Source organism: Serratia sp. TSO36 (assembly GCF_057808395.1).
On the sequence record NZ_JBJZOU010000006.1, the window covers coordinates 334599 to 357226 of the forward strand.

The 22628-nt window shown below is 57.2% G+C and carries 24 protein-coding genes, 2 tRNA genes and 1 other annotated feature; of the genes, 16 read left to right on the top strand and 10 right to left on the bottom strand.

Features of this window, described 5'->3' with window-relative positions; translation table 11 throughout:
• Nucleotides 1–32: 32 nt before the first annotated feature.
• The 6 genes from ACK3CV_RS04580 (at nt 33) to luxS (ending at nt 3874) form a co-directional block, all read left to right on the top strand.
• A tRNA-Arg gene (locus ACK3CV_RS04580) sits at nt 33–109 on the top strand.
• A 191-nt stretch (nt 110–300) separates the two neighbouring features.
• A tRNA-Arg gene (locus ACK3CV_RS04585) sits at nt 301–377 on the top strand.
• A 178-nt stretch (nt 378–555) separates the two neighbouring features.
• Entirely contained in the window at nt 556–1122 is a 567-nt protein-coding gene (gene yqaB, locus ACK3CV_RS04590; RefSeq protein ID WP_033650025.1) for a fructose-1-phosphate/6-phosphogluconate phosphatase, read from the top strand.
• Nucleotides 1119–1547, top strand: a complete 429-nt coding sequence (locus tag ACK3CV_RS04595) for a YqaA family protein (RefSeq protein ID WP_004932520.1) — start codon at nt 1119–1121, stop codon at nt 1545–1547. The genes yqaB and ACK3CV_RS04595 overlap by 4 nt, the downstream gene beginning before the upstream one ends.
• Nucleotides 1548–1629: 82 nt before the next feature.
• A complete protein-coding gene (gene gshA / locus ACK3CV_RS04600) occupies nt 1630–3192 on the top strand; it encodes a glutamate--cysteine ligase (protein ID WP_039568927.1) in 1563 nt (520 codons plus the stop codon).
• Between the two features lie 166 nt (nt 3193–3358).
• A complete protein-coding gene (gene luxS, locus ACK3CV_RS04605; protein WP_019455133.1) occupies nt 3359–3874 on the top strand; it encodes an S-ribosylhomocysteine lyase in 516 nt (171 codons plus the stop codon).
• Nucleotides 3875–3937: 63 nt separating this feature from the next.
• On the opposite strand, the gene ACK3CV_RS04610 is transcribed toward luxS, so the two are convergent.
• Both ACK3CV_RS04610 and ACK3CV_RS04615 read right to left on the bottom strand, forming a co-directional pair.
• Nucleotides 3938–5227, bottom strand: a complete 1290-nt coding sequence (locus ACK3CV_RS04610; RefSeq protein ID WP_033637180.1) for an HlyC/CorC family transporter — start codon at nt 5225–5227, stop codon at nt 3938–3940.
• Between the two features lie 41 nt (nt 5228–5268).
• Nucleotides 5269–6060 carry a cytochrome C assembly family protein gene (locus ACK3CV_RS04615; protein ID WP_033637181.1) on the bottom strand — a complete coding sequence of 264 codons (792 nt, stop codon included), beginning with the start codon at nt 6058–6060 and terminating at the stop codon, nt 5269–5271.
• Between the two features lie 169 nt (nt 6061–6229).
• On the opposite strand from ACK3CV_RS04615, the gene ffh reads away from it, so the two are divergent.
• The 5 genes from ffh to rplS all read left to right on the top strand — a co-directional run bounded on the left by ffh (nt 6230) and on the right by rplS (nt 9846).
• A complete protein-coding gene (ffh, locus tag ACK3CV_RS04620; RefSeq protein ID WP_004932504.1) occupies nt 6230–7591 on the top strand; it encodes a signal recognition particle protein in 1362 nt (453 codons plus the stop codon).
• A 214-nt stretch (nt 7592–7805) separates the two neighbouring features.
• On the top strand, nt 7806–8054 hold the full coding sequence (gene rpsP / locus ACK3CV_RS04625; protein ID WP_004932501.1) for a 30S ribosomal protein S16: 249 nt from the start codon (nt 7806–7808) through the stop codon (nt 8052–8054).
• A gap of 18 nt (nt 8055–8072) precedes the next feature.
• A complete protein-coding gene (rimM, locus tag ACK3CV_RS04630) occupies nt 8073–8621 on the top strand; it encodes a ribosome maturation factor RimM (protein ID WP_033637182.1) in 549 nt (182 codons plus the stop codon).
• Between the two features lie 52 nt (nt 8622–8673).
• The gene (gene trmD / locus ACK3CV_RS04635) at nt 8674–9441 is read left to right on the top strand and encodes a tRNA (guanosine(37)-N1)-methyltransferase TrmD (RefSeq protein ID WP_004932485.1); all 768 of its coding nucleotides are present in this window, start codon (nt 8674–8676) and stop codon (nt 9439–9441) included.
• A 48-nt stretch (nt 9442–9489) separates the two neighbouring features.
• On the top strand, nt 9490–9846 hold the full coding sequence (gene rplS, locus ACK3CV_RS04640; RefSeq protein WP_025301638.1) for a 50S ribosomal protein L19: 357 nt from the start codon (nt 9490–9492) through the stop codon (nt 9844–9846).
• 142 nt (nt 9847–9988) lie between these two features.
• Here the strand turns inward: rplS and ACK3CV_RS04645 are convergent, their stop codons facing one another.
• The 4 genes from ACK3CV_RS04645 to ACK3CV_RS04660 form a co-directional block, all read right to left on the bottom strand.
• Nucleotides 9989–10216 carry an ogr/Delta-like zinc finger family protein gene (locus ACK3CV_RS04645; protein ID WP_033637183.1) on the bottom strand — a complete coding sequence of 76 codons (228 nt, stop codon included), beginning with the start codon at nt 10214–10216 and terminating at the stop codon, nt 9989–9991.
• Between the two features lie 63 nt (nt 10217–10279).
• Nucleotides 10280–10795, bottom strand: coding sequence for a lysozyme (locus ACK3CV_RS04650; RefSeq protein ID WP_164039497.1), 516 nt, complete (start codon nt 10793–10795; stop codon nt 10280–10282).
• On the bottom strand, nt 10779–11000 hold the full coding sequence (locus ACK3CV_RS04655; protein WP_025301641.1) for an HP1 family phage holin: 222 nt from the start codon (nt 10998–11000) through the stop codon (nt 10779–10781). Before ACK3CV_RS04655 ends, ACK3CV_RS04650 begins: the two co-directional genes overlap by 17 nt.
• Before the next feature lie 249 nt (nt 11001–11249).
• A complete protein-coding gene (locus tag ACK3CV_RS04660) occupies nt 11250–12014 on the bottom strand; it encodes a DUF481 domain-containing protein (RefSeq protein ID WP_004932469.1) in 765 nt (254 codons plus the stop codon).
• A gap of 506 nt (nt 12015–12520) precedes the next feature.
• Here ACK3CV_RS04660 and ACK3CV_RS04665 point away from each other — a divergent pair.
• Together ACK3CV_RS04665 and tyrA are read left to right on the top strand one after the other, a co-directional pair.
• On the top strand, nt 12521–13597 hold the full coding sequence (locus tag ACK3CV_RS04665) for a 3-deoxy-7-phosphoheptulonate synthase (RefSeq protein WP_016929016.1): 1077 nt from the start codon (nt 12521–12523) through the stop codon (nt 13595–13597).
• Between the two features lie 3 nt (nt 13598–13600).
• Nucleotides 13601–14722: a bifunctional chorismate mutase/prephenate dehydrogenase gene (tyrA, locus tag ACK3CV_RS04670; protein ID WP_033637185.1), complete on the top strand. Its 1122-nt coding sequence runs from the start codon at nt 13601–13603 to the stop codon at nt 14720–14722.
• 58 nt (nt 14723–14780) lie between these two features.
• Here tyrA and pheA read toward each other — a convergent pair whose 3' ends face one another.
• The 4 genes from pheA to bamD all read right to left on the bottom strand — a co-directional run bounded on the left by pheA (nt 14781) and on the right by bamD (nt 17615).
• Nucleotides 14781–15938 carry a bifunctional chorismate mutase/prephenate dehydratase gene (gene pheA / locus ACK3CV_RS04675; protein WP_049196868.1) on the bottom strand — a complete coding sequence of 386 codons (1158 nt, stop codon included), beginning with the start codon at nt 15936–15938 and terminating at the stop codon, nt 14781–14783.
• Between the two features lie 42 nt (nt 15939–15980).
• Nucleotides 15981–16107: a sequence feature (Phe leader region), on the bottom strand.
• Nucleotides 16059–16106 (bottom strand): hypothetical protein, encoded by a 48-nt coding sequence (locus ACK3CV_RS04680; protein WP_101428074.1) that lies wholly within the window; start codon nt 16104–16106, stop codon nt 16059–16061. (Overlaps the previous feature by 48 nt.)
• Nucleotides 16108–16229: 122 nt before the next feature.
• On the bottom strand, nt 16230–16571 hold the full coding sequence (raiA, locus tag ACK3CV_RS04685) for a ribosome-associated translation inhibitor RaiA (protein WP_004932457.1): 342 nt from the start codon (nt 16569–16571) through the stop codon (nt 16230–16232).
• Between the two features lie 312 nt (nt 16572–16883).
• Nucleotides 16884–17615, bottom strand: coding sequence for an outer membrane protein assembly factor BamD (gene bamD / locus ACK3CV_RS04690; RefSeq protein WP_004932456.1), 732 nt, complete (start codon nt 17613–17615; stop codon nt 16884–16886).
• 131 nt (nt 17616–17746) lie between these two features.
• Here bamD and rluD point away from each other — a divergent pair, with 131 nt between their 5' ends.
• From rluD to clpB, 3 genes are all read left to right on the top strand, one after another.
• Nucleotides 17747–18724 (top strand): 23S rRNA pseudouridine(1911/1915/1917) synthase RluD, encoded by a 978-nt coding sequence (gene rluD, locus ACK3CV_RS04695; RefSeq protein WP_004932452.1) that lies wholly within the window; start codon nt 17747–17749, stop codon nt 18722–18724.
• Nucleotides 18724–19455 carry a purine nucleoside phosphorylase YfiH gene (gene yfiH / locus ACK3CV_RS04700; protein WP_164039500.1) on the top strand — a complete coding sequence of 244 codons (732 nt, stop codon included), beginning with the start codon at nt 18724–18726 and terminating at the stop codon, nt 19453–19455. The genes rluD and yfiH overlap by 1 nt, the downstream gene beginning before the upstream one ends.
• A gap of 130 nt (nt 19456–19585) precedes the next feature.
• Entirely contained in the window at nt 19586–22159 is a 2574-nt protein-coding gene (gene clpB, locus ACK3CV_RS04705; RefSeq protein WP_025301647.1) for an ATP-dependent chaperone ClpB, read from the top strand.
• Nucleotides 22160–22628 lie beyond the last annotated feature (469 nt).

The following is a 22628-nucleotide window of genomic DNA, read 5'->3' on the forward strand; positions in this document are numbered from 1 at the left end:
CAAAGTACCATAGGGTATCAAAGAATTACTGTGCATCCGTAGCTCAGCTGGATAGAGTACTCGGCTACGAACCGAGCGGTCGGAGGTTCGAATCCTCCCGGATGCACCATTCTTCACTTCCCGTACCGCGAAGAGAAATCTTCAGGCGGGCAGTAAAAAAGAAAGTGTCCCTTAGGGTGGATAACGTTGCTTCAGCAACGGCCCGCAGGGTGAGGCGCAAGCGCCGAATCATCCTCCCGGATGCACCATTCTTTAAGTCTGGCTTCATTAGCGAAGCAGGCAAGCAGTAAAAACAGTAATGCATCCGTAGCTCAGCTGGATAGAGTACTCGGCTACGAACCGAGCGGTCGGAGGTTCGAATCCTCCCGGATGCACCATCTAAGAGAAACCCGCTTCGGCGGGTTTTTCGCTTTTCAGCATTTAACCATTCTCTCTTCACCCCTGTCCTCCTTTGCGCCCGATAGGGCACAGCACATTCCGTTATGACGCAGTCAGCGACAACCCAACGGCTTTACGCTAAAGTAGTTCTCTTTCCTCAACGATCATGGAGTAACGATGTACGACCGCTATCAGGGTCTTATTTTCGACATGGACGGCACGATTCTGGACACCGAGCCAACGCACCGTAAAGCGTGGCGGGAAGTGCTGTCCCGTTATGGCATGACGTTTGATGAAGCGGCCATGGTGGCGCTGAGCGGTTCGCCGACCTGGCGCATCGCGCAGGCGATTATCGCCAGCCATCAGGCCGATCTCGATCCTCATCACCTGGCCGCGGAGAAAACCCGCGCGGTGGAAGCGATGCTGCTGGACAGCGTGCGTCCATTGCCGCTGATCGAGGTGGTGAAGTCCTATCATGGCCGCCGTCCGATGGCGGTCGGCACCGGCAGCGAGCACCGCATGGCGGAAATGCTGCTGCGTCATCTCGGCCTGTTCAACTGCTTCGACGCGATCGTCGGTGCGGACGACGTGCAGCGCCACAAACCGGAACCGGACACCTTCCTGCGCTGCGCCGAACTGATCGGCGTGCGGCCGGAAAAATGCGTGGTGTTTGAAGACGCTGATTTCGGCATTCAGGCGGCGAAAAGCGCCGGTATGGCGGTGGTAGACGTCCGTACGCTGTGAGTAGTACGCTAGCCGTAATATCGTTATTTGGCAGTAGCTTCCTCAGTGCGACGCTGCTGCCGGGAAATTCAGAAATCGTTCTGGTCGCCTTGCTGACCCAGAGTCGCGTCTCGCCGGAGTTGCTGGTGCTGGCCGCGACCCTGGGCAACACGCTGGGTGGCTTGACCAATGTCATTATCGGGCGCCTGTTACCGGCGTTGAAACCACAGCGGGGGCTGGCAACGGCGCTCGGGTGGCTGCAACGCTTCGGCCCGGCTGCGCTGTTGCTCAGCTGGGTGCCGGTGGTGGGCGATTTGTTGTGCGTGTTGGCAGGTTGGCTGCGCATGCCCTGGGGCTCTGTCGCGCTGTTTCTGTGTATCGGAAAGGCGCTGCGTTACATCGTTTTGGCTATGATAACGGTACAGGGCATCGCCTGGTGGCAGTAACCAAGTGAATATAACTCAATATTCTCTCGGGTGCGGATTCAGTATGCTTACGAGTTATTGTTTTTAGAAGCGGGAGGTCAATTTGATCCCGGACGTATCACAGGCGCTTTCTTGGTTGGAAGCCCATCCCCAGGCATTAAAAGGCATTCGTCGCGGCATCGAGCGTGAAACGCTGCGGGTCACGCCGAACGGCACCTTGGCGACCACCGGGCATCCGGAAAAGCTGGGTGCGGCATTGACGCACCACTGGATCACCACGGATTTCGCCGAAGCGCTGTTAGAGTTCATTACGCCGGTTGATGACAATATCGATCACCTGCTGACGTTCCTGCGCGATATTCATCGCTACGTGGCGCGCAATATCGGCGATGAGCGCATGTGGCCGCTCAGCATGCCGTGCTTTATCGAAGCTGAGCAGGATATCGAGCTGGCGCAGTTCGGCTCGTCGAACATCGGCCGCATGAAGACGCTGTACCGCGAAGGGTTGAAGAATCGCTACGGCGCGCTGATGCAGACCATTTCCGGCGTGCACTACAACTTCTCGCTGCCGCTGGAGTTTTGGCAGGCCTGGGCCGGCGTGCAGGACGCAGAAAGCGGTAAAGAGCAGATCTCGGCGGGCTATTTCCGCCTGATCCGCAACTATTATCGTTTCGGCTGGGTGATCCCGTATCTGTTCGGGGCATCGCCGGCCATTTGTTCTTCGTTCCTCAAGGGGCGCGAGACCAATCTGCCGTTCGAGCGCACCGAGCAGGGGATGTGCTACCTGCCGTACGCCACTTCGCTGCGCCTGAGCGACCTGGGTTATACCAACAAGTCGCAAAGCAATCTGGGCATCACCTTTAACGATCTGCACAGCTATGTGGCCGGTCTGAAACGGGCGATCGCGACGCCTTCCGAAGAGTTCGCCAAGCTGGGCGTGAAAGAGGGTGACCGTTACCTGCAGCTGAACAGCAACGTGCTGCAAATCGAGAACGAGCTGTATGCGCCGATCCGGCCGAAGCGCGTGACCCAAAGCGGCGAGACGCCGTCTGACGCGCTGCTGCGCGGTGGTATCGAATACATCGAAGTGCGTTCGCTGGACATCAACCCGTTCTCGCCGATCGGCGTGGATGCGGTGCAGGCGCGTTTCCTGGATCTGTTCCTGGTGTGGTGCGCGCTGGCCGATGCGCCGGAGATGAGCAGCGATGAACTGCTGTGCACGCGCAAGAACTGGAACCGGGTGATCCTGGAGGGCCGCAAGCCGGGCCAGACCATCGGCATCGGCTGTGGCGCCAGCCATGAACCGCTCGAAAAAGTGGGCAAGGCGTTGTTCGCCGATCTGCGTCGGGTAGCGGAAGTGTTGGACGGCGAAGCCGGCGATCGCCAATACCAGCAGGTGTGCGATGAGCTGGTCGCCGCGTTCGACGACCCTGAGCTGACCTTCTCCGCGCGCATCCTGAAAGCGATGCAAGCGGAAGGCACCGGGCGCGTCGGCCTGCAATTGGCGGAGCAATATCGCAAGATGCTGCTGGAAGAGCCGTTGGAAATCCTGAACGAGGCCGAGCTGGATAAAGAGCGGGAAGCCTCGTGGCAACGCCAACGCGACATAGAAGCCAATGATACGCTAAGCTTTGAAGCGTTCCTGAAGCAAAACGGCGGAAGCTGAAAAAGAAAAAGGCCACATCAATGTGGCCAAATATGCATCTCTGATGACAGGGATGATGATAACAAATGCGCGTCTTTCAGATACTGAGACTCGCAGGGTTGGAAAAGGTTTCCCGGTTAGGAAAAAAAGTTTCGAAATAAATGCTCTTTTACGAGGAGGTAGCGAAATGCCATTGCTGGATAGCTTTACCGTCGATCATACCCGTATGGCAGCCCCGGCTGTCCGCGTTGCGAAAACCATGAAGACGCCTCACGGCGATACCATCACGGTGTTTGATCTGCGCTTTTGCCGCCCGAACCTGGAAGTGATGCCCGAGCGCGGCATTCACACGCTGGAGCACCTGTTCGCCGGCTTTATGCGTGACCACCTGAACGGCCAGGGCGTGGAGATTATCGATATCTCCCCGATGGGCTGTCGTACCGGTTTCTACATGAGCCTGATCGGCGTGCCGGAAGAGCAGCGCGTAGCCGATGCGTGGAAAGCGGCGATGGCCGACGTGCTGAAAGTGACCGACCAGCGCAAAATCCCTGAGCTGAACGAATACCAGTGCGGCACTTACCATATGCACTCGCTGGAAGAAGCGCAGGAGATCGCCAAGCACATCCTGGATAACGACGTGGTGGTGAACCACAACGACGAGCTGGCGCTGCCGAAAGAGAAGCTGCAGGAACTGCATATCTAGCCGCGAGTTCCCGCAGAGAAAAAAAGACGCGATTTCGCGTCTTTTTTACGTTCTGGCCAGCGGTCAGTGATGGCCGACGCTGGACTGCAGCGAGGTGATCGGCGTGACCCGCACCTGTTTTATCATGTTGCCCTGCACGTCGAGAATGTCGATATCATAATGGCCGATACGCAACCGGGTGCCGATTTCGGGGATCTCTTCCAGCTCTTCGAGCAGCATGCCGTTGACGGTGCGCGCCTCGTTGGCCGGCAAGGTCCAGTTGAAGGCCTTGTTCAGCTCGCGCACGTTGGCGGTGCCGTCGATCAAGACCGAGCCGTCGCTTTGCGGCGTGACCTCTTCCGCCAGCGTGGGTGACATCGAGGTGGTGAAGTCGCCGACGATCTCCTCGAGGATATCCTCCACGGTGACCAGGCCCTGAATGTCGCCGTACTCGTCGACCACGATGCCGACCTTCTCTTTGTTGCGCTGGAACTTCACCAGCTGCACGTTGAGCGGCGTGCCTTCCGGCACGAAGTAAATCTCGTCGGCGGCGCGCAGCAGGTTCTCTTTGTTGAACTCTTTTTTCTCGGTCATCAGGCGGTAGGCTTCGCGCACGCGCAGCATGCCGATGGCGTCGTCCAGCGAACTGCGGTACAGCACGATGCGTCCGTGCGGCGAGTGGGTCAACTGGCGCATGATCGATTTCCAGTCGTCGTTGACGTCGATGCCGACGATCTCGGTGCGCGGCACCATGATGTCGTTAACCGTCACCTTTTCCAGATCCAGCACCGAGATCAGCATGTCCTGATTGCGCCGGGAGATTTGCGACTGGGATTCGCGCACGATGGTGCGCAGCTCATCCTTGCTGACGGCATCGCTGATGCGCACGTTGGTGCGAATGCCGAACAGGCGCAGCGTCATACTGGTAATGCCGTTGAGCAGCCAGACCAGCGGGAACATCACTTTTTGCAGCGGCGCCAGCAGAAAGCTGCTGGGGAAGGCGATGCGTTCCGGGTAGAGCGCGGCGAAGGTTTTCGGCAGCACTTCGGCGAACAGCAGCACGGCGAAGGTCAGTATGCCGGTGGCGATCGCCACGCCGAGGTCGCCATACAGCCGCATGCCGACGATGGTCGCCAGCGCCGAGGCGAGGATGTTGACCAGGTTGTTGCCGATCAGCACCAGGCCGATCAGCCGATCCGGTTTTTGCAGCAGCTTCTCCACACGGCGCGCCGAGCGATTGCCCTGTTTGGACAGGTGACGCAGGCGATAACGGTTGAGCGTCATCATGCCGGTTTCGGAGGCGGAGAAGTAAGCGGAGACCACGATCATGATCACCAGGATAATGATGAGGGTCCCCGTCGACACATGCTCCAATGCAGTATTCCTTATAGAGAGGGAAAGTTGAGGCGGCCGGCTTAGCGCACCATCACCTGCTGAATCAGACGGCTGCCGAAGTAGGCGAGCGTCAGCAGGAAGGCGCCGGCGAAGCTGAACCAGACGACGCGGCGGCCGCGCCAGCCTTCATGGTAATGGCCCCACAACAGCACGATATACACGAACCAGGCCATGATCGACAGCACGGCTTTGTGCACGTTCTCTTTGCTGAACAGATTATCCATGTACAGCAAACCGGTGCACAGAGTGAGCGTCAGCAGCACCACGCCGATCTGGGTGATATGGAACATCTTGCGCTCGATGCTCATCAGCGGCGGCATGTCGGCGCTAAAGGTCAACTTCTTGTTTTTTAGAAGGTAGTCGAGCCAGGCAAGCTGCAAAGCGTAGAGCGCGGCGATGATCAGGGTGGCGTAAGAGAACAGCGCCAGGCCGATATGCACCATCAATTCCGGGCTGGACTCCAGGTGAGTGATGAACTCGCCGGGCATGAAGCTGGCGAAGGCCAGATTGATCATCGCGAAGCTGTAGACGATCGGCAACAGGAACCAGCCGCGGTCGCGCGAGGCGACGAAGGTCATGACCGAACAGATGATCAGGCTGACGATCGAGCCAATGTTCAGCAGGCTGAGATTCTGCCCGGCGCTGACGTCGAAGATGCGCTGCTGCAGCGCGATGGCGTGGCAAATCAGCGCCACCACCGCCGAGACGAGGGCAAGCCGACGGTATGCGCTGTTCTTCCGCAACAAGCTGGGAATGATCAGTCCAAGGCTGAGCAGGTAGGCCATCAAAGCCACAATGGAGAAAACTGGCATAGCGTTTAATTTTGCTTCGGCGTGGTTAATTGGAGTGTCAGTATAACGTTGCGCGCGTTTCACTCCAACCTATCTCCAACGCTGAGGCAGAGATCCGCCGCGCTTCGTGTTATCATCGGCGCAATTGTGTCGCCGGAGCGGCCTGTCATCACACGTTGAGCATGAGACGATGTTTGAAAATTTAACCGATCGATTGTCGCGCACGTTGCGCAATATCAGCGGCCGCGGGCGGCTGACCGAAGAGAATATCAAGGAAACCCTGCGTGAAGTGCGTATGGCGTTGCTGGAAGCGGACGTCGCGCTGCCGGTGGTGCGCGACTTCATCAACCGCGTCAAAGAGAGCGCGGTCGGCCATGAAGTCAACAAGAGCCTGACGCCGGGGCAGGAGTTCGTCAAGATCGTCAAGGGCGAGCTGATCGCCGCGATGGGCGAAGTCAACACCGAGCTGAATCTGGCGGCCCAACCGCCGGCGGTGGTGCTGATGGCGGGCCTGCAGGGCGCCGGTAAAACCACCAGCGTCGGTAAGCTCGGCAAATTCCTGAAAGAAAAACAGAAGAAGAAAGTGTTGGTGGTTTCCGCGGACGTTTATCGCCCGGCGGCGATCAAACAGCTGGAAACGCTGGCGGAAGGCGTCGGCATCGATTTCTTCCCGTCTGACGTCAAAGAAAAACCGATCGACATCGTCAATCGCGCGCTGCAACAGGCCAAGCTGAAATTCTACGACGTACTGATCGTCGATACCGCCGGCCGCTTGCACGTTGACGAAGCGATGATGGACGAGATCAAGCAGGTGCACGCGGCGATCAAGCCGGTGGAAACCCTGTTCGTGGTCGACGCCATGACCGGCCAGGACGCCGCCAATACCGCCAAGGCGTTTAACGAAGCGCTGCCGCTGACCGGCGTGGTGCTGACCAAGGTCGACGGCGATGCGCGCGGCGGTGCCGCGCTGTCCATCCGCCACATTACCGGCAAGCCGATCAAATTCCTCGGCGTGGGCGAGAAGACCGAAGCGCTGGAGCCGTTCTACCCGGATCGCGTGGCATCGCGCATCCTGGGCATGGGCGACGTGCTGTCGCTGATCGAAGATATCGAAAGCAAGGTCGACCGCGAGCAGGCGGAGAAGTTGGCCAACAAGCTGAAGAAGGGCGACGGTTTCGATCTGACCGATTTCCTGGAGCAGCTCAAGCAGATGCGCAACATGGGCGGCATGGCCAACATGCTGAGCAAGCTGCCGGGCGCCGGCCAGCTGCCGGACAACGTCAAGTCGCAGATGGACGATAAAGTGCTGGTGCGCATGGAGGCGATCATCAACTCGATGACGCTGAAAGAGCGCGCCAAACCGGAAATCATCAAGGGCTCGCGCAAGCGCCGCATCGCGATGGGGGCCGGCATGCAGGTGCAGGACGTCAACCGCTTGCTGAAGCAGTTCGACGAAATGCAGCGTATGATGAAAAAGATGAAGAAAGGCGGTATGGCGAAGATGATGCGCGGCATGAAAGGTATGATGCCGCCGGGCTTCCCAGGCCGCTGATAGGCCTCCGCACGCCGAGTGCGGGCGCTTTCAGCATTCGCCGTTCGCGGTGAAAACCGCCCGAAATTTGACAGGCTGCAAAAGTTGTCCCCTGCGATCGACGCTTTAGATTGCTTTTTGCGCCAAAATGAGTAAAATTTTCGGGCTTTTTATATTGCAACCGGGCCCCGTCCCTCAATGGGGCCCGGCTGTTTTATTAACTAAAGAGGATGTTATGGTAACAATTCGTTTGGCACGTGGCGGCGCTAAAAAGCGTCCGTTCTATCAAGTAGTAGTGACCGACAGCCGCAACGCTCGTGATGGTCGTTTCATCGAGCGCGTAGGCTTCTTCAACCCGATCGCTTCCGGTCAGGCTGAAGCACTGCGTCTGGACCTGGACCGCATCGAGCACTGGGTCGGTCTGGGTGCAACCGTTTCTGATCGCGTTCACGCGCTGATCAAAGACGCTAAGAAAGCAGCTTAATCTGTCGCGGTGGTGGCAATGAGCAAGCAACTCAAACCGGTAGCGCCGATCGCGCCGATTGTACTCGGTAAAATGGGGTCCGCTTACGGCATTCGTGGTTGGCTCAGAGTGTTTTCATCCACCGAGAACGCCGAAAGCATTTTTGACTATCAGCCGTGGTTTATCCAGCAGGCGGGTCAGTGGCAGCATATCGAGTTGGAAGACTGGAAGCGCCACAGTCAGGATCTGATCATCAAGGTCAAAGGCATTGACGATCGGGACGCGGCGAATCTGCTGACTAATCGCGAGATTATGGTGGATTCCGATCAACTTCCTCCGCTGGAGGGTGACGATTACTACTGGAAAGACCTGATGGGCTGCCAGGTAGTCACCACCGCCGGCTACGAGCTGGGTAAAGTCATCGATATGATGGAAACCGGCTCGAACGATGTGATGGTTGTGAAAGCGAACCTGAAAGATGCGTTCGGCATGAAGGAGCGGTTGATTCCGTTTCTTCATGGGCAGGTTATCAAGAAAGTCGATCTCACTGCCCGCGTGATTGAGGCAGATTGGGATCCTGGTTTTTGACCCCCGGATCAAACGGTCGAAGCAAGTGGAATAACGGTAAGGGGATTGGCTTGTGTTCATCGGTATTGTAAGCCTGTTTCCTGAGATGTTCCGCGCTATCACCGATTACGGGGTGACTGGCCGGGCAGTAAAAAATGGCCTGCTGAGCGTGCAGTGTTGGAGTCCTCGCGACTTCACCTACGACCGGCATCGCACCGTGGACGATCGCCCTTACGGCGGCGGCCCGGGAATGCTGATGATGGTGCAACCTTTACGGGAAGCCATTCATGCGGCGAAAGCAGCGGCAGGCGAGGGAGCAAAGGTGATTTATCTGTCACCTCAGGGGCGCAAGCTGGATCAAACCGGCGTGTGCGAACTGGCGGCCAATCAGAAGATGATTCTGGTGTGCGGCCGCTACGAAGGGATAGACGAGCGCGTAATCCAAACCGAAATTGACGAAGAATGGTCAATCGGCGATTACGTTCTCAGCGGCGGGGAACTGCCGGCGATGACCCTGATTGATTCAGTCGCCCGTTTCATACCGGGTGTGCTGGGCCATCAGGCCTCAGCGGAGGAAGACTCCTTCGCCGACGGATTGCTGGACTGCCCGCACTATACCCGCCCAGAGGTGTTGGAAGGGATGGAAGTACCGCCGGTTCTGCTGTCGGGCAACCATGCCGAGATACGTCGCTGGCGCTTAAAGCAGTCGCTGGGCCGAACCTGGCTTAGAAGACCTGAACTTCTAGAAAGCCTAGCTCTGACTGACGAGCAAGCGGTGTTGCTGGCTGAGTTCCAACGGGAACATCAGGCCAGGCAACAGGACTATGAAGGAAACGTCTGACATCAGACGGGACCGATATATCAGTTTACCTAGGGTAAGAGACATATTATGAGCAACATTATTAAGCAACTTGAACAAGAGCAGATGAAACAAGACGTACCTGCATTCCGTCCGGGTGATTCCGTGGAAGTGAAGGTATGGGTCGTTGAAGGTAGCAAAAAACGTCTGCAGGCATTCGAGGGCGTGGTTATCGCTATCCGTAACCGCGGTCTGCACTCTGCATTCACTGTTCGTAAGATTTCCAACGGCGAAGGTGTTGAGCGCGTATTCCAGACTCACTCCCCAGTAATCGACAGCATTGCTGTGAAACGTCGTGGTGCCGTTCGTAAAGCTAAACTGTACTACCTGCGTGAGCGTACTGGTAAGGCTGCTCGTATCAAAGAGCGTCTGAACCGCGTTGGCTAACGCTGCATCCAAAAGTTAATAGTTATCAGGGGTTGGCATTATGCCAACCCCTTTTTTTATCTGAAAATCTATCACGTTGCATTTACGAGACTTAGTCGCCTGGCTGCGACATTAAAAAGCCTGCATCAGCAGGCTTTTTGCATTACAGCGCGGCGGCGCTTTGTTTATGCTGACTCTCCGGCGGGTGCGGCTGCGCCGGGACAATGTCATCGCCGGGTTTGACGATCACCCGCGCGACGGACTCGTGCGTGGCGAACGTGCAGCTGCAATTGATGTTGCGGCATTGATGGTAACGCTCTTTGGTCGACTCGCTCAGATAGCGGCTGGAGCGAGTGTGGGCCACGTGACCGCATAATGGACAGTGCATCATAAGAACCCCCTTGAACAAATTAAGTGAAATTGTTGTGGCATCACCCTTCGGCGAGCGAACTCGTCATGATGAGGCAATGCCCTGCAAGCACAGTGCGCGTTCCGTGGCGCGTCGCTGTTCCAGCCCTTTTTTTTTCTTTCCGTTTACGTAAATCCAGCGAGGCAACTGATCGCAGGCCTGCCGCCACTGACGCTGTTGCAGCAGCTCGACCAGCGTAGAGTGACAGGCTGCGCCGACGCCCACGTTGAAGGCGAAGGCGATCACCGCATCATAGGTTTGTTGCGAGAGCGTATGCGGTAGGCAAGCGGCCATGCCACGTTCGGTGCGGCGAACATCGTCGACCAAACCCACCGCGGCTTGCCGTTCATCGATCGTCTTGCCTGGGATGACGTCGGCAGTATGCCCAATGCCCTGCGTCCACACCCCGGCGCTGCACTGGTAAGGCGACAGGCGGCAACCTTCGAGATCGGCGATCAGCCTGAGACCGGCTTCTGAGGTTTGCAGCTCGCCAAATGACGGTAACAGCACCGCGATGGCCAAAACGGCGGCGACGCTGCAGCGCTTAACGATTGCACTCATCGTAAATTTTCCTCCGTGATGCCGCATTGCGCTCAATGGCCTTCAGGATCTGCAGGCTTTTACGTCGGTAGTACCAGTTCACCAGAAACGTGCCGATGCCTACCGCCGCACCGACTAAAAAGGCAATGTCCTGCGGAGAGAGCTTGCCGAGCCAGGCGAGAAACAGCGCCATGGCGTAGGTGATGAATGAGGTGATTTTCTCCATAACTTATGCTCGCTTTGTTTACAGCATCTCGGGAACTGTGGTGGCCATCGATGCATTACTGGTCGCTCACTATCGAAATCCATCATGCCCCGATGCCGTACAATAAGTACTGTATATGCATACAGTATTAAGCTATTTGCTAAAGTCGTCAATGGGTGGGATGAATATTTTTAGCAGATTGTGCAAAAGAGGGCGGCAGGCATAAAAAAGCCCATCGATGATGGGCTGCGAGAGATTCTGGAAGGGAGATTACAGGCCGTAGACCAGCGTGACCGAGGTGGTGGTGTCGGTGTTCTTCGGTGCCGAGGCCGGCGGTTTGCTGTTGTAGGTCACGGTGTAGGCTACGCGCAGTGAGAAGCGATCGTTGATCGCCACGTTCAACGCGCTTTCCGAGTTCAGCGTGGTTTCCTCGTTCGCCAGCGCGGAAACGCCCTGAATGAACTTGGTGTTGTCGGTCAGCTGATAGGAATAGTTGGCCGCACCGTAGGCCAGCCCTTTGGTCGAGCGGCCGCCGCCGTGGTATTCGTCATGGCGCACGCCGGGACCGAATTCCACCCGCAGGTCGCTGAGCGGCCCGTTGAGGAGTTGACGGCCGTAGCCGCCGGTCAGCGTGGAGCGTGAATCGTAACCGTTGAAACGGTCGCTTAGCCAGCTGGCTTGGCCGAACAGGTAGTTGCGGTCGGTCAGGTTATAGCGCGTACGGCCACCGGCCTGGTATTTTTCGGAGGAGCGCACGTTGGAGGAGGTGGTGTTGTTGGCCGCCCCCCACAGGCTGTACGCCGCGTCGCTGTTGAACCAGGTCATGTTGGTGTTGGCCAGCAGGGTGGAACTCTGCGAGTTGCCTGACTGGGCGTTGTAGCCCGCCTGCACGTTGCCTTCAAACGGTTTCTTGGCGGTGGCCGGATCGTCCATCGCGGTGAAAAGCGTATTGTCGGCGAGAGCTGAAACACTGGTGAAAGTCGTTAAGCAGCAAATATACAGCGGAAAAGCGCGACGAGCGCGAGAAGAGAGCATTTTGGATCCAGTTGTTAAGGGTGGTTATTGTTGATGACGGTCACATTATATCGGTTCATTTCGGCGACAAAAATAGCCGCCATTAGCTTAAGTTTTTAATTTTTATTCCTTATTTATTCGCTTTTCTTCTACTGAAATTCATCGCTTTCAGCAGCGCTTCGTGCTGAGTCTGGCGGATGCCTGTCTCAGCCCATTCGTTGGCGCTGAGGTGGGGGCGCGTCTTCCTTGTAAAATCAAATGTACATTTATGTTTACGATGTCCATCTACTGTCAGGCAAGCGGGTAGAGAGGCGCTGGCAATCCTTTTGTTTGCATATCTTATTAAATTTATTGTGTTTATTGTATTTATTGAAGTGCCTTTCCCAATGGTTTTTCTTAGGGGTGATTACGGTAATTTTTTATTTACGGAAATTGGATTGAAAACTTTACATTGCGTGATAAGGTAGAGCCCTGAAACGCTCAAGGTTCCACTTCAACGCATAACGCCAAACGACAGGAATAGCATCATGCAAAAAGACGCGCTCAATAACGTACACATCAGTGCAGAACAGGTTCTCATCACGCCGGAGGAGCTGAAGAACCAGTTCCCGCTCAGCGCCGACGACGAAAATGAAATCGCCACCGCGCGCAACACCATCGCCAACATTTTGCAGGGGCGCGATCATCGCCTGTTGGTAGTGTGCGGGCCTTGTTCGATCCACGATCCGGATGCGGCGCTGGACTACGCCCGTCGTTTGAAAACCCTGGCGGCTGACTTGAGCGATCAGCTGTATATCGTTATGCGCGTCTATTTTGAAAAACCCAGAACCACTGTCGGCTGGAAAGGTTTGATCAACGATCCGTACATGGACGGTTCGTTTGACGTTGAAGCAGGCTTGCATATCGCGCGTCGCCTGTTGCTGGATCTGGTGGGCATGGGCTTGCCGTTGGCTACCGAAGCATTAGATCCGAACAGCCCGCAGTACCTGGGGGACTTGTTCAGCTGGTCGGCGATCGGTGCGCGCACCACCGAGTCGCAGACCCACCGCGAAATGGCTTCCGGCCTGTCGATGCCGGTCGGCTTCAAAAACGGCACCGACGGCAGTCTGGGCACCGCCATCAACGCCATGCGCGCCGCCGCCATGCCGCACCGCTTCGTCGGCATCAACCAGGCGGGCCAGGTTTGCCTGCTGCAGACCCAGGGCAACCCGGACGGGCATGTGATCCTGCGCGGCGGTAAAACCCCGAACTACAGCGCCGAGCACGTTGCGGCCTGTGAAAAACAGATGCTCGAGGCGGGACTCCATCCGTCCTTGATGATAGATTGCAGCCATGGCAACTCGAATAAAGACTATCGCCGTCAGCCGGCGGTGGCCGAGTCCGTGGTGGAGCAGATTAAGGCGGGCAACCGTTCGATCACCGGCATCATGCTGGAGAGCCATCTGCATGAGGGCAACCAGTCTTCCGAGCAGCCGCGTGCAGACATGCGTTACGGTGTGTCCGTCACCGACGCCTGCATCAACTGGGAAAGCACGGAAACGCTGCTGCGTCATATGCATCAGGAACTCGGCGCTGCGCTGACGGCACGCACGGGAGAAAAGTAAGTTATGGTGGCAGAACTGACCGCGTTGCGCGATCAAATTGACGAGGTGGACAAAGCGCTGCTGGATCTGCTGGCGAAACGCCTGCATCTGGTAGCGGAAGTCGGCGAGGTGAAAAGCCGCCACGGTTTACCGGTTTATGTGCCGGAGCGCGAAGCGGCGATGCTGGCCTCGCGCCGTCAAGAGGCGGAAAACCTCGGCGTGCCGCCGGATTTGATCGAGGATGTCTTGCGCCGTGTGATGCGCGAATCGTACGTCAGCGAGAACGATAAAGGCTTTAAAACCCTGTGCCCGCAGCTGCGGCCGATCGTCATCATTGGCGGCAACGGCCAGATGGGCCGGCTGTTCAACCGTCTGCTGACGCTGTCGGGTTATCAGGTCAGGGTATTGGATCAGGAAGATTGGCCGCAGGCGGAACAGCTGTTGGCAGACGCCGGCATGGTGATCGTCAGCGTGCCGATCCATGTGACCGAACAGGTGATAAGCCGCCTGCCGCCGTTGCCCGACGACTGTATTCTGGTGGATTTGGCGTCGGTGAAGAACCGTCCGCTGCATGCGATGCTGGCGGTGCACAGTGGCCCGGTGGTGGGGTTGCACCCGATGTTCGGCCCGGACGTGGGCAGCGTGGCGAAGCAGGTAGTGGTTTACTGCGACGGCCGCCGGCCAGAGGCTTACCAGTGGTTGCTTGAACAGCTGCAGGTGTGGGGGGCGCGGCTGCACCGCATCAGTGCGGTCGAACACGATCAGAACATGGCGTTTATTCAGGCGCTGCGGCACTTTGCCACCTTCGCCTACGGGTTGCATCTGGCGGAAGAGAACGTGCAACTGGAGCAGTTGCTGGCGCTCTCTTCGCCGATCTACCGGCTGGAGCTGGCGATGGTTGGCCGCCTGTTTGCGCAGGATCCGCAGCTGTACGCCGACATTATCATGTCGTCGGAGGAAAACGTGGCGTTGATCAAACGTTACTACCAGCGCTTCGGCGAGGCGATCAAGCTGTTGGAGCACGGCGACAAACAGGCGTTTATCGATAGCTTCCGCAAGGTGGAGCACTGGTTTGGCGATTACGCCCAGCGCTTCCTGGTGGAAAGCCGCACGCTGTTACGGCAGGCTAACGACAGCCGGCAGTAAAATACCGGCGGTAAATAAAAATGAAGGGTTCGGCTTGGCCGAACCTTTTTTTATCGCGTCAGGATGGGTTGACCGGCACCACGGTGTCGCTCGGGTAACAGCCCAGCACCTTCAGCGAGCGGGTGATGGGCGCCAGATCGCGCAGCGCTTTTTGCATTGCGTCGCCACGCAGGTTGGCCTGCACATCGATGTAAAACATCTCTTCCCACGGATTGCCGTTGATCGGGCGTGACTCCAGTTTGGTCATGATGATGCCGTTGTCGCGCAATACCAGCAGCGCTTCGACCAGCGCGCCGGATTGCTGGCCGGTTGCCATGATCAGCGTGGTTTTGGCCGGCACCTGTTCGGAGACGTCGATCGCTTTACGCGCCAGGACGATAAAGCGGGTGATGTTCTGCTGTTGATTGGCGAGGTTGTGTTCCAGCACTTGCAGCCCGTACAGCGCGCCGCCGGCCTCGCTGCCCAGCGCCGCCACCTTCGGCGAATTCAACTTGGCGACTTTCTCCATTGCGGCGGCCGTGCTTTCGGTGTATTCGATTTTCCAGTGCGGGAATCGATTCAGGAACTGGCTGCACTGCTGGAACGGCTGCGGGTGGCTGTAGACGGTTTCAATCTGGCTCAAATCGCTGTCGCCGGCCACCAGAACACAGTGGTTGATCGGGTTGGTCAGTTCGCCGACGATCGACAGACTGGTGTGTTGCAGCAGGTCGTACACCTCATTAATCGAGCCGGAGCTGGTGTTCTCGATCGGCAGAATGGCGTAGTCCGCCTGGCCGGTTTCCACCTGGGCGAAGATATCCTGAAACTTCTGGCAGCCACATTCGATCAACCGATCGAAATGGCGGGCGGCGTATTGGCGCGCCGCCAGATGTGAATAAGAGCCTTTCGGGCCGAGAAAGGCGATGCGGGCGGAGTGTTGGCTGACGGGATTGAGCTGGTGCTGCAGCAGCGCCTGCTGGGTCAGGACGGAGTCTTCAATGATCAGTTGGAACAGGCGGGTGACGTAGAAACCGTCCAGGTCGTAAGGCTTGGCGGCGGCGATCAGCGCATCCAGCAGATCGCGCTCGCGCTCTTTGTCGCGGATCGGACGGTGAGAGTGCAGTTTGGTCTTGCCGACTTCGATCGCCAGTTCACGGCGTTCCGCCAGCAGGGCCAACAGTTTCAAATCCAGTGCGCTGATGCGCTCGCGCAGCACCAATAACGGGTTGTCAGTCATAATCAGCTTCCGCCTTCAGTTCTTATTCGTTGTATAACAGCCATAAAAAAAGCCTCCTGTTTCCAGGAGGCCTTGTTGTTCGTCTTCGCATTCTTTCTCACACGACGAAACGCCTCCCAGTCAGGGGAAGGTAAAAAAGAATGCGAAGAAAAACGGTGTGCGTGGCATGGTCTACCTAAGGTTAATGCGAACAGGTTTTAAAGTAACCGCTGGCTTTTACCCCGTCAACAAAAATACCCGACAAAAAACGCGCCCTCGGGCGCGTTTGATGCGGCAACCGCAGTCGGACGGTTATTCCTGTTCCTGCGTCACTTCCGGCACGATGTCTTTCACGCTGGCATTGCAGCGGCGCGCTTCGCCTTTGTGCTGCACCTTGTTCAGCTGGCGCTCCAGCTTGGCGATCAGCTCGTTAACGGCGGTATACATGTCATCATGTTTGGCGCTGGCGACCAGCGGGCCGTTCGGCGTGGTAATGGTAGCGTCGGCGACAAACCCCTGCGGTTCTTTGGATAAGACGATATGCGGGTTTATCAGCTGGGTCTGCCATTTTTCCAGTTTGGTGAGACGGTCTTCGACGTGATTGCGGATTGCGGGAGTGATATCCATTTGTTTGCTGGTAATGTTCAATGTCATATAACTTACCTCTCTGTCTTTCCGTCTTGGTGAACCCAGCATACCCCGCTTTTTGTTTAAATGCGTGATGTAAATCACGATTTTTTGTCACTTTTTGCAAAGTTAGTTCAATCTGTGATTCAGCATTTGAATTGGTTATCTAATGCTTGAGAGTTGCCGCCGGATGGCGCATTATCGATGAGTTGACCGGTGAGGAGCGCTAGCTAACACCGTGTTTTTACTTGTGTATTCTTCCAGTGAAAACCAGGTCCACGCCAATGAAAACGGCAGCCGAGGCTGCCGTTTTGTTTTTTTGCCGTTGCCGACGCGCGTTTATTGCGGGTTGGCGGCGATCACTTTGGCCACTTTGTCAGCCTGGCCGTTCAACTGCAGTTGCTTGTAGGCATTTTCCATCAGCGGCAACACGTCGTGCGTCGCTTTGGTATCCGGGAATTCACGCAACATCTGCTCGGCGCGATTAACGACCGCGACGTAAGCACCGCGTTTAGTGTAGTATTCCGCCACCGAAAGCTCATACTTGGCCAAGCGGTCTTTCAGATACACCAAACGCTTGTTGGCGTCGGTCGCGTATTGGCTGTTCGGGTATTGCTGAATCAACTGGCTGAAGTCGCGGAACGCAGCGCGAGCGTGCTGAGGATCGCGGTCCGAACGGTCAACACCGAAGAAGCCCTGCAGCGCGCTGTCATCGAGCGCCATGTCGGTCAGACCGCGCATGTACATCACGTAATCGATGTTCGGGTGCGTCGGGTTCAGGCGCATGAAGCGATCGATGGATGCCTGCGCCATCGGCAAGTCGGCGGCCTTATAGTAGGCGTAAATCAAATCCAGCTGGACCTGCTGGGAATACGGCCCGAAAGGATAGCGGTTATCTAACGCTTCGAGTTGCGTAATCGCGCCCTTGAAGTTACCGTCCTGCAGCTTTTGCTGCGCGGTGGCATAGATTTCCGAAGGTGGGTTGTCGGGAACCGCATCCTTGGATGTGGAGCAACCTGCCAGCGCCAGGCTCAACGTGGCTGCCGCCACCAGATATTTCATACGCGTCATGACGTTTTGATTATCCTCAGGGTGTTATTCCGGGAGACTGTCCGTTAAGCTCCCGACAAAGACCAGGTACAATAGCACATTATATTAAACGGCATCGCCGTGAAAACCCAACGTTAACGAAGAAGCTGCATATGGCACAACAAGTACAACTCACCGCAACGGTGGCCGAATCTCAACTCGGACAACGTTTAGATCAGGCTTTGGCCGAATTGTTCCCTGATTATTCACGATCTCGCATAAAAGAGTGGATCCTGGGCGATCGGGTGAAGGTCAATGGCAAAACGTCAAACAAACCGAAAGAGAAGGTGCTGGGCGGAGAGACGGTCGCCATCGATGCACAGATAGAAGAAGAGGCGCGTTGGGAGCCGCAGGATATCGCGTTGGATATCGTCTATGAAGACAGCGACATCCTGGTGATCAACAAGCCGCGCGATTTGGTGGTGCACCCTGGCGCCGGTAACCCGGACGGCACGGTGCTCAATGCGCTGCTGCATCACTACCCGGAAATCGCCGACGTGCCGCGCGCCGGCATCGTGCACCGTCTGGATAAAGACACCACCGGCCTGATGGTGGTGGCGAAAACCGTGCCGGCGCAAACCCGGCTGGTGGAAGCGCTGCAGGCGCGTGAAATCACCCGCGAATACGAAGCGGTGGCGATTGGCACCATGACCGCCGGCGGCACGGTAGAAGAGCCCATAGCGCGCCATTCCACCAAGCGTACCCACATGGCGGTGCACCCGATGGGTAAACCGGCGGTGACGCACTACCGCATCATGGAACACTTCCGCGCGCACACCCGTCTGCGTCTGCGCCTGGAAACCGGCCGTACTCACCAGATCCGCGTGCACATGGCTTACATCAGCCATCCGCTGGTGGGCGATCCGCTGTACGGCGGCCGTCCACGTCCGCCGAAGGGGGCTTCGGAAGCCTTCATCAACACGCTGCGCGGTTTTGACCGCCAGGCGCTGCACGCCACCATGCTGCGTTTGTACCATCCGATCAGCGGCATCCAGATGGAGTGGCATGCGCCGCTGCCGCAGGACATGGTCGATCTGATTAACGCGCTGAAGGCGGATACCGAAGAATTCAAAGATCAGATGGACTGGTAATGAACTCGCTCATTCTGCCCGACTGGCCATTGCCTCCCGGCGTTAAGGCCTGCAGCACCACGCGCGGCGGCGGCGTCAGCCTGCCGCCTTATGACTCGCTGAACCTCGGCGCCCACGTCGGTGACGAGGAGCAAGCGGTGAAGCGCAATCGGGAACGGTTGGTTACCGTCGCCGGCTTGCCGCAGATGCCGGTGTGGCTCGAGCAGGTGCACGGCACCCGCGTGGTGACGTTGACGGGGCAAACGCCCGCCGATCTGCGGGCGGATGCGGTGTACAGCAACGTGCCTGGGCAGGTGTGTGCCGTGATGACGGCGGATTGTCTGCCGGTGCTGTTCTGCTCGCAGAACGGCGATGAAGTGGCCGCCGCCCACGCCGGCTGGCGTGGGTTGTGCCACGGCGTGCTGGAACAAACCGTGGCGGCGTTCAGCGCCGCGCCGAGCCAGATCAGCGCCTGGCTGGGGCCGGCGATCGGCCTGCAGCAGTTTGAGGTCGGGCCGGAGGTGCGCGCTGCCTTTATCGCGGAAGACGCCGAAGCCGCGGCGGCGTTTACGCCGCACGGCGATAAGTTTTTGGCTAATATCTACTTGCTGGCTCGCCAACGTTTGTTGCGGGCAGGCGTGCAGGCCATCTACGGCGGCGACCGCTGCACGGTTAACGAAAAGAGTCATTTTTTCTCCTATCGACGCGATGGAATAACCGGACGTCTGGCAAGTTTAATCTGGCTGATATAACCTATTGAATTAGGACGATCCAACGACGCATGGCGTTGTACCGAAAATTTAGCGTCGAGATAACCTTGAAAATTTGAGGGATGACCTCATTTAATCTCCAGTAGCAATTTCGACCCATCTTGGAGGTGTTATGCGTCTGGATCGTCTTACCAACAAATTCCAGCTTGCCCTCGCCGATGCCCAGTCACTAGCCCTTGGGCACGACAACCAGTTTATTGAACCGCTACATCTGATGAGCGCCCTGCTCAATCAGGAAGGGGGCACGGTTCGTCCACTATTAACTTCCGCAGGTATCGATGCCGGGCGCGTGCGCACCGAGATCGAACAGGCGCTGTCCCGTTTGCCGCAGGTAGAAGGTACCGGTGGCGACGTTCAACCGTCCCACGAATTGGTGCGCGTCCTGAACCTGTGCGACAAACTGGCGCAGAAGCGCGCGGACAAATTCATTTCTTCCGAGCTGTTTGTGCTGGCGGTGCTGGAAGACCGCGGCTCGTTGACCGACTTGTTGAAAGCGGCCGGCGCAACGGCCGACAAAATCAGCAAAGCCATTGAACAGATGAGAGGCGGTGACAGCGTGGAAGACCAAGGCGCCGAAGACCAACGGCAAGCATTGAAGAAATACACGATCGATCTGACTGAACGCGCCGAGCAGGGCAAACTTGACCCGGTGATCGGCCGTGACGAAGAGATCCGTCGCACCATTCAGGTGCTGCAACGCCGTACCAAAAACAACCCGGTGCTGATCGGCGAACCTGGCGTGGGTAAAACCGCCATCGTCGAAGGCCTGGCGCAGCGCATCATCAACGGCGAAGTGCCGGAAGGGCTGAAGCACAAGCGCGTATTGTCCCTCGATATGGGCGCCTTGATCGCCGGCGCCAAATACCGCGGCGAGTTTGAAGAGCGTCTGAAAGGCGTGCTCAACGATCTGGCCAAGCAGGAAGGCAGCGTTATCCTGTTTATCGACGAACTGCACACCATGGTCGGCGCCGGTAAGGCGGATGGCGCGATGGATGCGGGCAACATGCTCAAGCCGGCGCTGGCGCGCGGCGAACTGCACTGCGTCGGTGCCACAACGCTGGATGAGTACCGCCAATATATAGAGAAAGACGCGGCGCTCGAACGTCGTTTCCAGAAAGTGTATGTGGCGGAGCCGAGCGTGGAAGACACCATCGCTATCCTGCGCGGCCTGAAAGAGCGTTACGAATTGCACCACCACGTGCAGATCACCGACCCGGCCATCGTGGCGGCGGCGACGCTTTCTCACCGTTATATCGCCGATCGTCAATTGCCGGACAAGGCTATCGACCTGATCGACGAAGCGGCATCCAGCATTCGCATGCAGATGGATTCCAAGCCGGAGTCGCTCGACAGGCTTGAACGCCGCATCATTCAGTTGAAGCTGGAACAGCAGGCGCTGAATAAAGAGTCTGACGACGCCAGCAAGAAACGCCTGGACATGCTCAGCGATGAGCTGGGGCAGAAAGAGCGCGAATATTCGGAGCTGGAAGAAGAGTGGAAAGCGGAAAAAGCCTCGCTCTCCGGCACCCAGAACATCAAGGCTGAACTCGAGCAGGCCAAAATCACCCTGGAGCAGGCGCGCCGCGTCGGCGATCTGGGGCGGATGTCGGAACTGCAATACGGCAAAATCCCTGAGCTGGAGAAACAGCTCGCCGCCGCCACGCAGGCCGAAGGCAAAAGCATGAAACTGCTGCGCAATCGGGTGACCGATGCGGAGATTGCCGAAGTGCTGGCGCGTGCCACCGGCATCCCGGTGGCCAGAATGCTGGAAGGCGAACGCGACAAACTGCTACGCCTGGAGCAAGAGCTGCATTCGCGGGTGATCGGCCAGGACGAAGCGGTCAGCGCGGTCTCTAATGCTATCCGCCGCAGCCGCGCCGGGTTGTCCGATCCTAACCGGCCGATCGGTTCGTTCCTGTTCCTCGGCCCGACCGGGGTGGGGAAAACCGAGCTCTGCAAGGCGCTGGCTTCGTTCCTGTTCGACAGCGACGACGCCATGGTGCGTATCGACATGTCCGAGTTTATGGAGAAACACTCCGTTTCGCGTCTGGTCGGCGCGCCTCCGGGCTATGTGGGTTATGAAGAGGGCGGCTATCTGACGGAAGCCGTGCGCCGCCGGCCTTACTCGGTGATTCTGCTGGATGAAGTCGAGAAAGCGCACCCGGACGTATTCAACATTCTGCTGCAGGTGTTGGATGACGGCCGACTGACCGATGGCCAGGGCCGTACCGTCGATTTCCGCAATACCGTGGTGATCATGACTTCCAACCTGGGCTCCGATCTGATCCAGGAGCACTTCGGTCAGATGAACTACGCGCAGATGAAAGAGTCGGTGATGGAGATGGTGAGTCACCACTTCCGTCCTGAGTTCATCAACCGTATCGACGAAGTGGTGGTGTTCCATCCGCTGGGCGAGAAACACATTGCTGCAATCGCCAAAATTCAGCTGTCGCGTTTGTACAAACGTTTGGAAGAACGCGGTTACGAAGTGACCATGACCGAACCGGCCCTGGCTTTGTTGAGCAAAACCGGTTACGACCCTGTGTATGGTGCGCGTCCGTTGAAACGCGCGATTCAGCAGGAGATCGAGAACCCGCTGGCGCAGCAAATCCTGTCCGGCAAGCTGATTCCCGGCAAGCTGGTGACGCTGGATGTGGAAAACGACCATATCGTTGCACGCCAATAACGACAATTAAGCGTCATGAAGATGAAAGGGAGCGGGTGACCGCTCCCTTTTCTTTATCTTCATTTGTCTCTATTTACAGGGTTTGCCGCTATTGCTGCGCTAAAACCGGTGTTTTTTGACTAATAAACATCCTAAAAAGGCATTTTGGGCGATTATTTGAGCGCTTGAAAAGTTTTTTGCATTTAGGGGTTGCGGCCTGCCGAGAACTCCCTATAATGCGCCTCCACTGACCGGGAACAACGACTGACAAGCCGCCGGGTCAGCGAGAAGATAGCGAAATAAACGCTTGACTCTCCGGGCTAAAAGCGTAATATACGCAGCCCGCGCCGATGAGTTTCTCGGCACTGCTCTTTAACAATTTATCAGACAATCTGTGTGGGCACTCCACAAGACGATATCCAGCATCTTCGGATGCAAAAAAATATCAAGTCTTGAAGAGTGACTAACTGAAGTAAAATTCATGCAGTAA